The 17,455-nt window shown below is 34.6% G+C and carries 12 protein-coding genes; 5 read left to right on the forward strand and 7 right to left on the reverse strand.

Going from position 1 to position 17,455, the window contains the following annotated elements; genetic code table 11:
- The first annotated feature begins 118 nt into the window (after positions 1–118).
- Positions 119–1,339: an anaerobic sulfatase maturase gene (locus tag DK861_RS12165; protein ID WP_109400275.1), complete on the forward strand. Its 1,221-nt coding sequence runs from the start codon at positions 119–121 to the stop codon at positions 1,337–1,339.
- A 69-nt stretch (positions 1,340–1,408) separates the two neighbouring features.
- A complete protein-coding gene (locus tag DK861_RS12170; protein WP_109400276.1) occupies positions 1,409–3,145 on the forward strand; it encodes a sulfatase in 1,737 nt (578 codons plus the stop codon).
- A 388-nt stretch (positions 3,146–3,533) separates the two neighbouring features.
- On the opposite strand, the gene yidA is transcribed toward DK861_RS12170, so the two are convergent.
- Together yidA and DK861_RS12180 are read right to left on the reverse strand one after the other, a co-directional pair.
- Complete coding sequence (gene yidA / locus DK861_RS12175) at positions 3,534–4,343, reverse strand: sugar-phosphatase (RefSeq protein WP_239452176.1); 810 nt, start codon at positions 4,341–4,343, stop codon at positions 3,534–3,536.
- 120 nt (positions 4,344–4,463) lie between these two features.
- On the reverse strand, positions 4,464–5,306 hold the full coding sequence (locus DK861_RS12180; RefSeq protein WP_109400277.1) for a PRD domain-containing protein: 843 nt from the start codon (positions 5,304–5,306) through the stop codon (positions 4,464–4,466).
- 690 nt (positions 5,307–5,996) lie between these two features.
- Between DK861_RS12180 and DK861_RS12185 the strand changes: the two genes are divergently transcribed.
- The 3 genes from DK861_RS12185 to DK861_RS12195 all read left to right on the forward strand — a co-directional run bounded on the left by DK861_RS12185 (position 5,997) and on the right by DK861_RS12195 (position 10,238).
- Positions 5,997–7,919 carry a beta-glucoside-specific PTS transporter subunit IIABC gene (locus tag DK861_RS12185; protein ID WP_109400278.1) on the forward strand — a complete coding sequence of 641 codons (1,923 nt, stop codon included), beginning with the start codon at positions 5,997–5,999 and terminating at the stop codon, positions 7,917–7,919.
- A 17-nt stretch (positions 7,920–7,936) separates the two neighbouring features.
- The gene (locus tag DK861_RS12190) at positions 7,937–9,418 is read left to right on the forward strand and encodes a glycoside hydrolase family 1 protein (RefSeq protein WP_109400279.1); all 1,482 of its coding nucleotides are present in this window, start codon (positions 7,937–7,939) and stop codon (positions 9,416–9,418) included.
- A 232-nt stretch (positions 9,419–9,650) separates the two neighbouring features.
- Positions 9,651–10,238 (forward strand): hypothetical protein, encoded by a 588-nt coding sequence (locus DK861_RS12195; protein WP_239452177.1) that lies wholly within the window; start codon positions 9,651–9,653, stop codon positions 10,236–10,238.
- An 85-nt stretch (positions 10,239–10,323) separates the two neighbouring features.
- Here the strand turns inward: DK861_RS12195 and htpX are convergent, their stop codons facing one another.
- From htpX to DK861_RS12220, 5 genes are all read right to left on the reverse strand, one after another.
- On the reverse strand, positions 10,324–11,202 hold the full coding sequence (htpX, locus tag DK861_RS12200) for a protease HtpX (protein WP_023582403.1): 879 nt from the start codon (positions 11,200–11,202) through the stop codon (positions 10,324–10,326).
- A gap of 426 nt (positions 11,203–11,628) precedes the next feature.
- Positions 11,629–12,981: an OprD family outer membrane porin gene (locus tag DK861_RS12205; protein ID WP_109400280.1), complete on the reverse strand. Its 1,353-nt coding sequence runs from the start codon at positions 12,979–12,981 to the stop codon at positions 11,629–11,631.
- Positions 12,982–13,882: 901 nt separating this feature from the next.
- Positions 13,883–15,943 (reverse strand): carboxy terminal-processing peptidase, encoded by a 2,061-nt coding sequence (gene prc / locus DK861_RS12210; protein WP_109400281.1) that lies wholly within the window; start codon positions 15,941–15,943, stop codon positions 13,883–13,885.
- A 19-nt stretch (positions 15,944–15,962) separates the two neighbouring features.
- Positions 15,963–16,658: an RNA chaperone ProQ gene (gene proQ, locus DK861_RS12215; protein ID WP_006537148.1), complete on the reverse strand. Its 696-nt coding sequence runs from the start codon at positions 16,656–16,658 to the stop codon at positions 15,963–15,965.
- Positions 16,659–16,753: 95 nt separating this feature from the next.
- Entirely contained in the window at positions 16,754–17,251 is a 498-nt protein-coding gene (locus DK861_RS12220) for a GAF domain-containing protein (RefSeq protein WP_072062597.1), read from the reverse strand.
- Between the last annotated feature and the right edge of the window lie 204 nt (positions 17,252–17,455).

Consider the following 17,455-nt stretch of genomic DNA (forward strand, 5'->3'; position numbering starts at 1 on the left):
AAAGAGCATATCAATAACTCAATAATATGAAGTATGACGAAGCTATAGACTTTAAATGTAATATAAGATTATTCACAGAAAGTAGTTAAGTCAGTCCATGATATAAGAAGAAAACAAAATGAAATTCCACAACTTTCAGCTAATGTCAAAACCCTCTGGTGCTCTATGTAATATAAAGTGTCACTACTGTTTCTATCTTGAAAAAGAAAATCTATATCCAGAGCGTAAAACTAACTGGAGAATGGATGATGTCACACTTGAAAATTATATCCGAAAGTATATTCAATCCCAGGAAGGGCAATGCATTGAATTTGTTTGGCAAGGTGGTGAACCAACCTTAATGGGGCGTGCTTTTTATCAAAAAGCCATTGAACTACAAAATAAATATAAAGGGAACAAAACCATTTTAAATGCGTTACAAACTAATGGGATTAATATCGATGATGAATGGAGCATTTTTCTCAAAAAAAATAATTTTCTCGTAGGTATTTCTATTGATGGCGATAGATTGCACCATGATAAATATCGGTTGAGTCAATCGGGTAAAAGTGTTTTTGATCAAGTGATGGCAGGTATCAACTGTTTAAAAAAGTATAAGGTTGAATTTAATACCTTAACTGTTGTTAACGAATATAATTCCCAATATCCACTAGAGGTATATAAATTTTTAAAGCGAATCGGTAGTCAATATATGCAATTTATTCCTTTAATTGAAAGAATAGCAAATGAAGCCGATGAAAATGGTCTTTTACTCATTCAACCAAACTTTGAGGGACAATGTCGCGTAGAGGAAAGTTCTGTTAAGCCAAATCAATGGGCTACGTTTATGAATACTATTTTTGATTATTGGGCAAACAATGACATAGGTAGAATTTTCGTCATGAACTTTGAACAAACACTATCAAAAATAGCGGGTAATGTTAGCGCATGTGTCATTAATGAAACATGCGGTGGTAATCTGATTGTTGAAGCCAACGGCGATATCTACTCTTGCGACCACTTTGTATATCCTGAATATAAATTAGGTAATATTAACCATGACCAATTAATATCCCTAGTGAATTCAAAAGAAAATATTAAATTTGGCTTAAGTAAGCGAGACAATATAAGTCAAGACTGTCTAAAATGTCCAGTAAAACCGATTTGCAATGGCGGTTGCCCTAAACATCGATTTTTACTCTCCAGTAATGGTATTCCAAATAAAAACTATCTATGTCATGGATTCTATAAGCATTATACCTATGTTTTACCCAGAATGCAGATAATACTAAAAGGTTTAAATGCCGGAACATCATTTAAAGCAATTAGGCTAGAAATGAAAAAATTTAGCTTCTCATAAAAATAAATACGGTTTATTGGCTACATTAATTGCGGTCATGTTCTCCATCTAACAGTAGAGGAACAGTTAATGAAATTAAATATTATTGCGAGTCTTATTTTAATATCATCACCTATGCATGTACACGCATCACCTACCCAGTTTTCACCACAAATAAACAATGAAAAACCTAATATTGTTTTTATATTAGCTGAAGATATGAATCCAAGATTAGGTATTTACGATGATCCTAATGCCATTACACCAAATATTGATGAATTTGCTAAAGAAAGTGTAACGTTCATGAATGCATTCACAATGGCTGGTGTCAGTTCACCTTCACGAGCTGGCTTAATCACAGGCATGCCTCAAAACGGAACAGGTTTACAACACATGAGAACTGGGACGTATACACAGCCCTATCGTGGTGTACCACCTTCATATGTAAAAGCCTACCCCGAATTAATGAGACAAAATGGTTATTTTACTTATGTCGATGTGAAAACTGATTATCAGTTTTCGGATAACTTTACTGATGTTGGCCCTTTCACGATATGGGATGCCCACGGAACATATTTTAACTTTGATGATCAAAAAGTGCGTCCAGCATGGCGTATGCATGATTTAAAAAATAAACCTTTTTATATTAACTTAAATCCACAAATTACTCATGAATCAGGGTTATATACATTAGAAAATGCCCCAGAAGACTTTAAAAACATGCCAGTTATGTGGAATAAGCTACGTTCTTTTTATAATACAGTTGATATTGATCCTAATAAATTACAGCTAGATCCTTATTGGAAAGATACATCTAAAGTGAGGGAAGAAGTTGCCCTATTTTATAAAAACATTAATGTGTTAGATCAACAAGTCGGGAATATCATAAAACAGTTAAAAGAAGATGGGTTGTGGGATAATACTATCGTCATTTTTTCTGCAGATAATGGAGATGGTTTACCTAGACATAAAAGAGAAGGCTATGACTCTGGTACTCATGTTCCTTTGATCGTTCGAATTCCTGAAAAATACCGTCCTGCCCACTGGCCGAAAAATGGTAGTAAAGATGACCGCTTAGTTTCATTTGAAGATCTTGCACCTACACTTTTGGGATTTACCAAAACTAACATTCCTGATTACATGAAAGGAATTAATTTATCACTCGATAATCCGCCAGAAAGAGAATACATTTACTCATCTCGCGGAAGAATTGATGATATATATCTACGTTCATACTACGTAAGAGATAAAAACTTTCAATATGTTCAAAATATCGATTTAAGGCCTAATGGAGACAACGTAGAATTTAGAAATTCCTTTGAAACCATGAGTGCATTACATCAGGGGCTAAAAAATAACACTTTATCCTCTGAACAAAAAGCTTGGTTTTTAGTAAAAAATAAAGAAGAGCTCTATGACTTAAAGAATGATCCATGGCAATTGAATAATATTGCCAATAATGTCGAAAATAAAGAAAAATTGGCGTTATATCGTAGTAAGTTAGAAAATTGGAGAAATACTATAAATGATACGGGTATTATAGATGAATCACAGTTAGTCGCTGATATTCATGATGAAAATGGTAAAACTTATAAAACATTACCTCCAGTAGCTGAACAAAACAATGTGACAAAAAAAATTTATATAGCAAATAGAACAGATGGCGCATCGATAGGATATAGTGTTGATGGCAAAAATTGGGATGTTTATTCTGGCGCATTCGAACTAAATAAAGGTATTAATAAGATTTATATAAAAGCTGTCCGTTATGGTTGGGATGAAAGTGAGGTTGTCACTTTTGATATTAAGCCACCAACTAATAAGTAAAGCACTAAAAATAGAATTAATACTGTAATGGCTGTGATGAATAAGTGACAATAATTTGGTTCCATCTCTATTATCCTAACAGCCTTCTAGTTAACAAAACAATCTACTAGATACATATCATAGACTATTATAAAATCCCAATTTAATGTATCTTAATTAATAAGGAGCGGAAAAACTTAACCAGTGAGTTTAAGTCCAAAACATCTTTTTTTAATTGACTCGAACGGTCTACCTAGAAAAATTATTTTTACGATACCTATAAAATTCACTTGTCCCATTCATTAGGGAAAATGAAAACAATATAAAAAAGAAATTCGAGAGAATTAAGAGTAAAATTTAAAAACGAGTTACAATAATGCTAAACTCGTTTTTAAATGAAAAAGAAGCCTTACAGAGCGTATTTCTTTATCGCCTTTGCAACCCCATCAGTATCATTACAACTTGTCACATCTATAGCTCGTGACTTTAATTTATCGGTTGCATTTTCCATTGCAATACAGGTTCCAGCAACATCAAACATAGGCAGATCATTATTTTGATCGCCAATGCACATGATTTCATGCTTACGTAAATCTAACTGTTGTGCAATTGCTTGTATTGCTAAGCCTTTATTCGCATTTTTATTTAACACTTCTAAAAAATACGGGGTACTTCTAACTAAGGTATACTGTTGAAAATAAGAAGATGGTATCTTTTTAATAACACTAGATAAGTAATCTTCTTCAGAAGAAATCATAAATTTAGTAAATAAGATATCAGCAGGCATTTCATCCATTGGGACATAATGAATTAACGTATTCGAAAGATAAGCTTCATGAGTAGTGTAAAAACCAATAATCTTATTTGCTGTAAAAATTTTATTGTCACCAAGAGCGTGTAATGAAAGAGCTAACTTTTCAGTTTGCGCATAAATTTTTTTATAGTCATCAATATCTAATAAAAAATCGATAAGGTGGTTGCCGTTTAAAGCATCGTGAATAACACTACCATTGTTACTAATACAGTAATTTCCAGGTTTATTTAAAGCTAACTGTTGTAAATAAGGCTGTATTCCTGAGTAAGGCCGGCCAGATGCAAGAATAATATGTATGTTATTTCTTTGGGCTTGTTGAAGAACATTTTGAGTAATATCACTAATTTGATGATGAGTATTTAATAACGTACCATCAAGATCGATAGCAATTAACTTTATCGCCATACAATTTTCCTTTTCCACTACCATTTTTAATGGCAATATATTTTTTCTTCAAGGGAGAATATCAATCAGGTTAATATCTAGTCTTGCCAGTTATACACCTATGCTAAATAATACTCAGCTCTAAATTGAATTTAAAAGCCTTTCTATATGTAATGCTAAATAAATATTTTCTTCACGAGAAACAGGGAAATTATATTCAGATTGTATTAATGCAGCTATTTTTTTTGCGCATGAGAAATTTTTTAGTAATTCTTTCTCAACCAATTCCTCAAGAACCGAGTTAAATTGACTACCCGTGCCATGATTTGTCTGACAACGGATCAATAAATATTTTAGATGATTAATAAATCTAGAAAAGCTATCTGACTCGGTATTAACTTGAATATGAAATGAGTAATTTACGATATTAACAATTTTATAAACTATTTGTGTAAACTTTAGTGTATCCCCAACACTTTTATTATTTAATTTTGCATTAACAAAATGAAGTGCAATGAGAGAAGCTTCACTTGGCGGTAAATTTATACCAAGTTTTTCATTAATATAATCAACAGCAACTTTTCCTGCAATAAACTCAAGATGATATAAATAAGGCACTTCATACAAATAAATACTCATCTCCCTACTTTTACTTCTCTCAATTGCAAAAGTGATATGTTCAGAAAGCATAATAACTAAACTATCACTTAACTCTGCATTTAAAATTGGTTTACATTTATTGATAACTTCAATAGTCAATTTGATAATATCAATAGGAATATTATCAAGAAAATTATGTATATCATGGTCATTAGGCTTGATAAAAAGTTCATCACTTTCACTGTAATGGTAATTTTGACCAACTTTAGAATTAAAGCCTATACCTTTACCAATAATAACTACCTCTTGTTGGACTTCGTTGTCTACAAGTATCACATTATTATTTATAACTTTTTTTATTAGGTACATATAGGCGATTTCCATTATTATACGTTATAAATGCAAAAAACCTGAAATGACATGAAGTAGTACCTCAGCATTTTCAGGTTTTTGCCTAGTCTAACTAGTAACACACCGATAATTTGTACATATATCTTTTTTACCAAACAAAAGCAAGATTGATGCCTGTTTTTTGTGATCAATAGCGGGATAAATAATCGTTTTTATTGGCTATCAATAGCGACCATTATTTTAATAACACTTCATTTTTAGAACAAAATAAAAATTTAAAAATATTTTTAAATTGAATTTAGATGATAACTAAAACTTAATGTAAATATATTTATTTATGGTACAGATCACAAAATTATTATTCTTACATTGTCTTTTACGTATAAAAATTCTATAAAACAGTAATAGGTCTGTAACTAGTTCGACTAGGCAATAACCTGAAATGTGTTGAACTTTATTATTCAACAGTTTCAGGTTTTTTTATGTCTAAATTTTGATTTACAGAGTATAGGAACATAAATAATAATGTTTTTTCGTGTAAAACCTCATTATTATTAATCAATGATTTTTGCATTACTCATTGGGTTATTTATAAAATAAGTCAGGCATAAACTTCGACTTGAAATATAACAGGTGTGTAACTGGCAAGACTAGGCATTAACCTGAACAATTCTTCCAAAATTAAATTGGATGCAGTTGTTCAGGTTTTTTATAGGTATACATATGGAAAGTAAACAAGTCGCAGAACAAATTATAGCTCTCATTGGTGGAATAAATAATATTAGCCAGCATTGGCATTGTATTACACGCTTACGTTTCAATCTTTATAACAATGAATTAGTTAATGTAGAGAAGCTCCGTAACACACCATGGGTACTGGGGGTTAACTTCCAAGGTGGTCAATTACAAGTCATATTAGGTAACCATGTAACTCATGTTTTTACTGAGTTACATAAAATAGTTGAACCTCATACTTCAGCAATAACTAGTGAGACATTACAAGCAGAAATATCAGAGCCTAAACAAAATATTATTAATACATTTTTTGATTTTCTGTCGGGTATTTTTACCCCAATATTACCCGCTATCATTGGAACTGGATTACTCAAAGGATTACTGGCTCTATTTGATATGTCTGGCCTCGTTCTTAATGGGAGCTCTGAGTACCGTATCCTATACATAATTTCAGACTCAGCCTTCTATTTTTTACCTATTTTACTGGCTTTTTCCGTTGCTCGTAAATTTAAAACCAATGAATATATTGCCGTAACTTTAGCCTTCATTTTGGTTTATCCTATATTCCAAGGCGAACCTGCACTATCCTTTTTTGGTATTAATATTCCTAATATTACTTATAACTTTACTGTTATTCCGATTATTCTTGGGGTCTGGTTATTAAGCTATATCAATCGATGGGTTGAAAAAATCATCCCCGCGAGTGTTAAAATTATTTTTGTGCCATTATTGGTGCTGATTATCTCGTCAATTATCACCCTCTCATTACTCGCGCCATTAGGTTATTACGTAGGTGAATATTTACAACAAACATTCTCATATCTATTTGATATTGCCGGCCCTATCGCAGGCTTTATTATGGGAGGATGTTTATCGCTGTTAGTGATAACTGGCATGCACTATGCCTTTTTTCCTGCTACATTTTCCAACTTTAAAACATTAGGCTACGACTTTGTTTTATTACCCATTAGCTTATCTAGTAACCTAGCTCAGGCAGGAGCAACGCTAGCAGTTGCCATCAAAAGTAAAAATACAAAATTAAAATCTATTGCGTACTCTTCTTCCCTTTCAGCACTTTTTGGTATCACTGAACCTGCCATTTATGGCGTCACTATGCGATTGAAAAAACCTTTTTATGCGGCATTAATCGGTGGTGCGATAGGAGGCGGGATCATTGGAACATTCGCCGTCAAAACCTTTGCGTTTAGTATTCCTGGAATTACTGCTTTGCCAACTTATATTGAGGCTGGTACTAATAACTTTATGTTTATCTGCCTTGCGATAATAGCTAGCTTTATATTGGCATTTATTATTACCCTATTTTTAAAATTAGATGAGTCTGAGCTTGAACCTAATAACAAAAACAACCTAGCTACTTCCTGTAAAAATGCGTCACCTGATTATAAACTGACAAAAAAAACACAGGCAGGAATGACTCCTCAGAATCAACCTTCAGCACAATATAGTTTACTTGCGCCAATCTCAGGGGAAACTCTACCGCTTGAACAAGTACCTGATACCGTTTTTTCCAATAAAATCATAGGTGATGGTATTGCTATCATCCCTTCAGATAACAAAGTTTATGCACCAATCGATGGCACTATTTCAATGGTCACACCAAGCAAACACGCCATTGGCATTACAACCAGTGATGGTTTAGACATCCTAATTCATGTAGGCATTGATACTGTTTCATTAAATGGCGAAGGGTTCACCCTCCATGTAAATGCAATGGATAAAATTAAATCCGGTGACCTACTTATCGAGTTCGATATTGAAAACATAATTAAACATTCATTATCAACAATCACTCCCGTTTTGATAACTAATTTTGATGAGTTCAGTGAATTGCAGGCGATAAGTCAAAAATATGTCACAAGCAATGAAACCACACTACTCACCATTAATTAATTTAGAAAGAGGAAATTATGAAATTAGATACTAAAAACACCAGTACAATCGGTTTTCCAAAAGGTTTTTTATGGGGGGGAGCGACTGCTGCTAACCAAATTGAAGGGGCTTTTAACCTCGGAGGTAAAGGCCTATCTACCTCAGATGTAGCTGCATACAAAGACCCTTATGCAGATGGCGGAGTCAATAACTTTACCTTTAATGTCACATCAAAAGAGCTTGAAGAGTATTTAAAACCTGAGTGTAAAGCACTATTCCCTAAACGCTGGGGGATCGATTTTTACCATCGTTATGAAGAAGATATTGCATTATTTGCTGAGATGGGTTTTAAAGTATTTCGCTTATCTATTTCTTGGGCTCGTATATTCCCGAATGGTATTGATGAGCAAGCCAATGAAGAAGGTTTAGCGTTTTATGATCGTGTTTTTGATGAGTTAGCAAAATATGGTATTGAGCCTCTGGTCACATTATCTCACTATGAAATGCCATTAACATTAACGCAACAATTCAATGGTTGGCAAGATCGTCACCTCATTGATTTATTCGTAAAATTTGCCACTACTTGTTATAAACGGTACAAATCGAAAGTAAATTATTGGATCACGTTCAACGAAATGAACATGAATCTCAATAGCTTATATACTGGCGCAGGTACGTTACCCGACACTGTTAAAAATGTCGAAGAAGCCGCATACCAAGCTTCTCATAACCAGTTTGTCGCCAGTGCGATTTCTATTAAACTCGGCAAACAAATTATGCCGAATGCAAAAATTGGTTGTATGATCTGCCGATTAGAAACCTATGCCGAAAGTTGTAACCCAGAAGATCAATTGCAAGCACTGAAGGAAGACCAAATTAATCTCTTCTACCCAGATGTTAGTGTACGGGGCGAATACCCAACCTATATGCTACGTTATTTTGAAGAAAATAATATTAATATTCAGGTCGAGCCTGAAGACTTTAAAGTGCTTAAAGAAGGTGTAGCAGACTTTATTTCACTGAGTTATTACATGACTTATGTCACCAAAGGTGGTCCTGATGCGAAAGAGTTATCTGGTCACTTAGTGAGTAAGATTAAGAATCCATTCTTAACCCAATCCGAGTGGGGATGGCCAATTGACCCTACAGGGTTACGTATAGCACTGAATAAATTGTGGGATCGCTATAATATTCCCTTGTTTGTGGTCGAAAATGGCCTTGGTGCACGAGATACTTTAAACCGAGATGGGACTATTTCTGATCCATATCGTATCGAATACATCAAAGAACACATTATTGCTATGAAAGAAGCTATCCGTGATGGCGTTGATTTGATGGGATACACCACATGGGGTTGTATTGACTTGATTAGTTGTGGAACATCACAGATGACGAAACGTTATGGTTTCATTTATGTTGAGCAAGATGATGAAGGACACGGTTCATTAAAAAGAATACCAAAAGAATCTTTTTATTGGTATAAGCGCGTTATTGAATCTAACGGTGAAAACTTAGATTAATATTTAAATCATTTAGTTGCGATTTTTCGTCATTATTTAGTAAGAGAGTTACCACGGTAATTTTTCAAGGTAACTCTCATTATATTTGTTCATTTTATTAAAATCGTTTTCACAACGTTTTAGTTAAAAATAAAAGAGTTACAATGAAGTGACCCCATGAAAGGCTAAATAATCTCCCACTAGAGGGCATACCGTAAACCGTTGAAAACTCTAATTTAATATGTCTTAATTAATGAGGAGTGAACAAGATGCTTTTCATAAATTACAAAAATTGCCACTACATAATTATGAAGAAAAGCCTCAATATGCCTGTTGTTGGATTTGTAGTGATAGAAATCAGCAAAAATATATTAATGACAGCTATTTTCAATATTGCCTCTATTACGGTAATTCTTATACGAGCAATCCCACTTATGCTTATTTGAATTTAAAGCACTTACTAACAGCCCCTCCCGTTAGTCCAACGCAGGCAGATAAAGAGACCTTTAAGCAATTACTTCATTTATTACGTAGCGCTCCTGAAGATGAAACTCCGGGTAAATTTGAAAAACGGTTAAATGAGGCTAAATTAATTTCGGGTGATAGATATACCAAACGAGGTATTTTGCACTCACTTGCCTTAGTGGGGGTTATTCCTAATGCCTATATTCCATTATCTTTAAATAGCTGGGCTAATTTTGGCGATATTACCATTGCAGAAAATCAACTTAATAACACCAAAGGTCGCTCTGATATGGAAATGCCATGGGCAGGCTGGAAAGGCAACCTAAAAATTGATGAAGAAAAAGTGGCAACATACTTTGGTGAATATTTAAATTAAACACCCTATCCTTCATACATAGAAAGCGCCCAATACTTTCATATTGAGCGCTTTTATTTGAGTTTTCGCGATTAAACTCTCAACTTTATTTCAGGTACTCACCATTGCGCAGTGCTTCAATACGCTTATCTAATGGTGGGTGAGATAAAAATAACTCACTAAATGACTTATTACGGCCATTAATACAAAAAGCCATCATGCTACTTTCTTCTTGTGGCTCATAACTCGTTTTCAAACGTTGTAATGCAGCTATCATTTTCTCACGACCAACAAGCTTTGCAGAACCTGCATCCGCATGGAATTCACGATAACGTGAAAACCACATTGTTATAATGCTGGCAAGAATACCGAATACAATTTCCAGAACCATTGAAACCCCCATATAGACCCATGGGTTTCCATTGCTATTTTCACTCTCTTCATCATTAGAGACAAAATTAGCAACAAATTGAGCGATAATACGAGAAATAAAGATAACGAAGGTATTCACAACACCTTGCAGTAAAGTCATGGTTACCATGTCACCATTAGCAACATGGCTAATCTCATGGGCAATAACGGCTTCTGCTTCATCACGACTCATACTGGCTAACAAACCAGTACTGACAGCCACCAGCGAAGCATCGCGACGAGCACCTGTTGCAAACGCATTAATATCAGGCGCATCATAAATTGCCACTTGTGGCATTTTGATACCAACTTGTTCAGACTGGCGTCTTACCGTATCTAATAACCAACGTTCTACTTCTGAAGTTGGGTTTTCAATAACTTGGCCACCCACTGAACGTAATGCCATCCATTTGGACATTAATAGTGAGATAAATGCACCACCAAAGCCAAATAAGCCCGCCATGATCATCAAGCCTTGAACACTACGACCTTGTATGCCTGTTAAAGATAAGATGATCCCAAAAACAAACATAACAGCTAAGTTTGTTAACAGGAATAAAGCAATTCTCATCATATTGATATTGTTCCTATTTTATCTAATTATCACATTGCTAAAACTGTCTTATAAATAAGGCTTTTTTAGATTTTATCAAGCCTTTTAACTTATTTAATATTAAAAACGATATAACTTTACATTTTGATAAAAAAATAGTCAGTGAACGCCTAATATTAAGCATCATTTAGAACTTAAGTATAAAGTAAGATTGATAATAGATGATATGAATTTTCTATTTTTTCAAACGGAAGGGATTTATTTAGGAAAGACTGGTATCGTTTAATATTGTGACAGCAAGTTTATCATAAAAAGCACCGTAATATGTAGACGCTACCATTTACCGTGCTCGATAGAGCAACTATCTCTGTTTTTTATGCACGACTCACAACATATGCAAGCCGTGCATTTTATACCAGTAATAATGGACTCAATTACCGCTATAAATTACATTTTGAAGCGATATGTGGTTGTCATCGAGCCAGATAATGAATGAGCTCGTTGTGAGTGACCATCATAAAGTTTTGGTGTGGTATAGTCGTTTTCTTGCTGGTGGTGCCAACCGATCCCACCGCTTAAAGAAACAGAAAGATTTGCGGTTGGTTTCCAGTAGCTAAATAAACCAAACTGTCCTTGTTTTAATCTTTCACCAGAATAGCTGAATTCACTATAGTTGGTACGCGCACCAACAGACAGCTCTTTACTAACTCTGTATTCAGCTTCTAATGCGCCCATAACCTCACCATCACGGACATAGTCGATATCTGCGTAAGCTGGTGAGTTAAAACGCCCACGGGTATTACCAATTGGATTACGAGCAAATTGACCAACACCATTAGCTTTTTCAGCATCGGTATATGTCACACCTGTGCGTAGAGTCCATGGTGACTCTGGAATGCGCCACTCCAGGGTACCTGCAACGTGCCATGCGTCATGATCAAAGTTACGCTTACCCTTATTGGCATCACTTAATGTACGTTTGCCATCACTACCATAATCATGATAATAAAAGACACCACCCACAGTCACATCTGAAGTTAATTTATATTTTGCTTCTAAACCATGTTGACGAAATACATCATCCGCTTGACCATAGAAATAAAATACTTTTAACGGTTTAGTGTTGTAGTTAATGCCACCGGTAAGAACATGATCGATATTATGTCTAACACCATTACCATCACTGAAATACATTCTGTCGATATTTGGGCTATCACGACGCATTACTTTACCGTCAAGGAACAATAAATCTAAGCTCCAATCACCCATTGCTGTATTAGTCGCATAACCATTATAACTGTTTAATGATAAGCGCTGTGAGTTCGTAAAAATACCGGTATTTTTTAATGTAAACCAACCTGCTTTACCGTTAATTAACACAGGATCTAAATCAAATTTAACTTTTGCGAAACGTTGACCAATTTTGTTATAGCCTTTTGCTTCACCATCATCATTGTATAAAATTGCACGAGAGGCGAAGTCTTTACTTGCGCCTAATTTGATACCACCATAATAAGAAACATCAAATCCTAGAATGCCACCAAAATAACCTGATTTGAAATCAGCTTGGAAGTTTTGCCCCCAAGCATTAGCAACTTGCTTTCTATAACGTTGCTCTTGTTTATCAAAACGGTTTTCAGTTTTCAAATACTTCCACATATTAATGGTAGAAAGCTCAAGTTCTGAATCTGAAATAAATGCACTTTCTTTAATTGAATTTTCCCAATTCGCAGCATTAGCAGCGCTTACAGCTAAGAAACAAGGAGACAGCATAAACAATACTAATTTTGTTACTTTCATCTTAATGCAACCTGGTTAATAAATATTTAAATTATGCTGATTTATACTCAGCAAGTTTAATAAAGCACCATTCTTTATTTAGCTAAAAAATAACCTTTGATTAATTTAAAGTTGCACTAACTTCAAGCAATAGAGTCATTTTTTGGCGCAGGAAACGAATATGGATATCTCACCATATTTATATTTACGTATTTTTCTTAATAAAATTCGATAAGAAAATTATAAATCAATTTCCTTTAATCATCATTCCTTACGTAGAGATCCTTAATCTGAAAATATAATATTTTAGTTATGATTATTTCTCTAAAAATACATTTTTGACTCATAGAATAAAAATGAGTCATTATTTAGGTAGTGATTTTAGCTAATGCGTCAATATTCCAAAGTGACGCGAGATCTTCATAATCTGTATGTTATAGTAATTTTATGTCAATTTAAGAGATCGCTGTCACAATATGTTACATTTATTACAATTTAAACACCATTAAATGAGACACTAATCACAATTAAAAACCACTTTATCTTTTTATTCAGCTTATCAAATAAGAAACTCACTTCTTATCTAAAAATTAGCCTAATATTCTCTTTTATAGCTTACAAAATTTACTCAAGATGTATTTCGAATTAAAAATAAAGTGACATAAAGCTAAATTTAACTATTCTTTTATTAATAAAAATTTATATTACTGGTAACTTAATATAGCGAATAACTAAAAATATGAATGCTCCCATCCAAAAACATACTATTGGTTTTCTTAAGCAATTTTTAATAGAAAACCTGATAAATATTGATTAGCAATAACAATTTTATATCTTGATTAATATAAATATAAAAAACCCCAACAATTGGTTATCCAACTATTGGGGGTGATTTTAAGTATCTGTTGTTATAAAAGATAACTTAATTTAATAATTTCTTAGGTTTAAGCACTTTTGAGAGATCAACCGCAATTTTAGCCGTCTCATCTAAATAAGGATCTGGACCTTCATAATCCTTAGGTAAATCATCGAGTGACTTCAATGCTGGTTTACCTTCTAATTTAAAGCGCTCATTAATACGATTTAATTTTATGGTTTCTAGCTCTTTGTTTTCTTTCTCTCTTTCAGAGAAGTTTAAAACAACAAATTTGTCTTCACCTTTTGCTTTAGCATCGTTATAACGCTGAATATCTGCAAAGATGTATGAAAATTCTCTATCATTTGCAATACGCTTAGTATGTTGTTCAGTTAACGGTACTAACGCCGCCTTTAATTTGTCTGAATATTCAGATAGCTGATAGCTTGCTGGAGAGATACTATCCCAAGGCAACGCGTTATCTTCAAAACTCTCCCCCATTTCAGCACTATCAAAGCTTGGTAACAGCAAATCTGGTGTTACTCCTTTAAGCTGAGTACTACCACCGTTAATTCGATAGAATTTTTGAATAGTATATTGCACTGAACCTAGACCCGGCCAATCAGGACTTAGCATTTGATCGTAGACTCGAGTTAATGGGCGATATTGCTGAACCGTTCCTTTACCGAACGTTTGCTCACCGACAATTAATGCACGTCCGTAGTCTTGCATTGCTGCTGCAAAAATTTCAGAAGCAGAAGCACTAAAGCGATTTACGATAACAACCAGTGGCCCTTTATAATACACGACATCATCTTTATCAAAATCTTGTCGAACACGACCATTGTTATCTCTGACTTGCACAACAGGACCACTTGGAATAAATAATCCTGAAAGTGAAATCGCCTCTGTTAAAGCACCACCACCGTTACCACGCAAATCAATGACTAAAGATGAAACATTATCTTTCGCCACTTTTTGTAACTGTGTTTTTACGTCATTAGTTAAACCAACATAAAAGCTTGGAATATCCAAAATTGCGACTTTATCACCGTTAATTACTTTTTCAGTTAGTTTAACAGCTCTGTCTTCTAAACGGATTTGCTCTCTGACTAAAGTAATTGTTCTTGGTTTAGCGCCTTTCTCATCAGAAATAACTTCTAATTTTACTTGGCTACCTTTCGGCCCTTTAATCAAAGCAACGATATCATCAAGTCGCCAGCCGACAACATCGATCATCGGTTTATTTTGTTGCCCTACTGCAATAATTTTATCACCCACTTTCAACTCTTTACTTTTTGCAGCCGGGCCACCGGTTACCATAGAGTTGATCATAGGATAATCATCATCCATCTGTAATACAGCGCCAATTCCTTCTAAGGATAGACTCATTTCAGAATCAAAGGCTTCAGTATTTCTTGGTGATAGATAACTTGTATGAGGGTCAATTTCGCGGGCGAATGCCGACATAATGATTTGGAAAACATCTTCACTTTGGCTTTGCGTTTGACGACGTAGCGCAGCTTTATAACGCTTAGTTAATGTCTCTTTAATTTCGCTATCTGTTTTGTCAGATAATTTCAGCGTTAACCAATCATATTTTACTTTTTCATCCCAAAGTTTATCTAGTTCAGCTTGAGTTTGTGGCCATGGTGCTTTTGTTCTATCTAACTCAAATTTATCTTGACCAGTTAAATCCATGGGTTTATCTAGGCGGTTTAAGGCGTATTGAAAACGTTCAAAACGTCTTTTTTGCGCTAAATTAAAGAGATCATAAAGGGGCTGAAGCTCACCTTTTTTCAGATATTCACCTACTTTGGTTTTTTCTTTATCAAATTGGGCAATATCTGATGCCAGCAATACATTGTGGCTATAATCTAATAAATTAAGATAGCGATTAAAAATTTTTTCAGAAAAGTTTGCATCTAGCGAAAATTGACGGTAATGAGAACGTTCAAAACGAGAAGTTACTCGCTCGCTCACAGTAGAATGCTGCGGCTCTTGCTTTAATTCGGGTAACTGATCAATGGTTACCATTGCTGGAGTGGCTGGTTTCTCAGCCATTACAACAGAAGTGCCTATTAACGTTAATCCGATAGCAAAAGCCACATTTAGAAGTTTGTTCATGCTCTGGTTGGCCTCCGTATCAGAACTTTAAATGTTCCGTGCGTACATTCATTGCCAAACCGTTAGGCAATTGTACACGTACACCCTCTTTTGCTATCTCTAGCACTGTCGCGTCCATCACGCTACTACCAACGTTAACTTTCAACGATTGACCAACAGTAAGAACTGACGTGTCTTTCACTGGAATTAACTTTTCAGTATTTTTGCGTGGTGGTGCTTTGCGAGGTGCTTGAGTCGCTTTTTGAGGACGAGGCTGTCGTTTTTCACCATCTTTAGGTGGCTGACGACGCGTATTATTTGGCTTTTTCGCTGCCGGACGTTTACTGGTCTCCTTATCACCCTCAGCTTCACGCTTCTTAGCACGTTGCTCTGCTCTCTGAGCTTGAACACGCGCCTTAGCTTCTGCTAATTGTGTACGAGCATGTTCAATATGCTCAGCTTCCAGTTCGCCGCAATCATTACCATTCAAATCGACACGTTTTGCTCCTTCTTTAACTCCATAAAGGTAGCGCCAACTTGAGGTATACAAGCGTAATGCCGAACGTAACTGTGTTTTGCTCAGTTGAGTTTCATCTTTTAGATCTTCAACAAGATCTTGAAAAATGCCAACTTTCAAAGGGCGAGCTTCACCCTCAGCAATAAAACACTTAGGGAAACGTTCAGCTAAAAAAGCGATGATTTCTTTACTACTATTCAACTTAGGTTGATTTTCCATGAAATTTCCTGATTACAACGGTTTTGCCAACCAGCGCAGGCATGAACAAGCGACATTATAATAGTGTTGCCAACAATTTCTATGGCAAACGCCTGTTAACTTACATAAAATTCACAATATTTTGCTGTATGACAAGTTTTTAAATGCTCGCAGAGCACGTCACACAACGCTTTAAGCCCAATTTCATCTTTTTTATCAAAACGATCAAAAATAGGACTATCAATATCGAGAACGCCGATAATTTGTCCATTTACTTTTAAAGGTAAAACAATTTCAGACTGACTTGCACTGTCACAAGCAATATGTCCACTAAATTGATGAACGTCATCCACTCTTAAAATTCTGTTTTCAGAGTATGCAGTTCCACAAACTCCTTTTCCAAAACCTATTCTGACACAAGCAATTTTGCCTTGAAATGGACCAAGAACTAATGAATCACCATCATTAAGATAAAATCCAACCCAATTTATCGTATCTAACTTCTCGTAAAGAAGCGCGCTGGTATTAGCAAGTGATGCGATAAGATCATTTTCACCAGATAACAAGGCTGACAAATTATCAGTGAGTTCCTGATAAAAAAGCGATTTTGGCATCATTAAACCTTATTTACGTAACTAAAATAGATAACAAACTCGTAATTTAGCCTATTTTATCTTGGGGTTGAATACTCTATCTTCAAGAATTGGGCAAAAAAACGATAATATCTCCTTAACACCCACAAAAAAAATCAGACACTTTGTATTGTAAAATGAAAGGCATAAATATAATAAAAATGATAACTTGTGAACCATTGAGTA

The sequence above is a fragment of the Proteus sp. TJ1640 genome, from assembly GCF_003144445.1.
Taxonomy (GTDB): Bacteria; Pseudomonadota; Gammaproteobacteria; order Enterobacterales; family Enterobacteriaceae; genus Proteus; species Proteus penneri.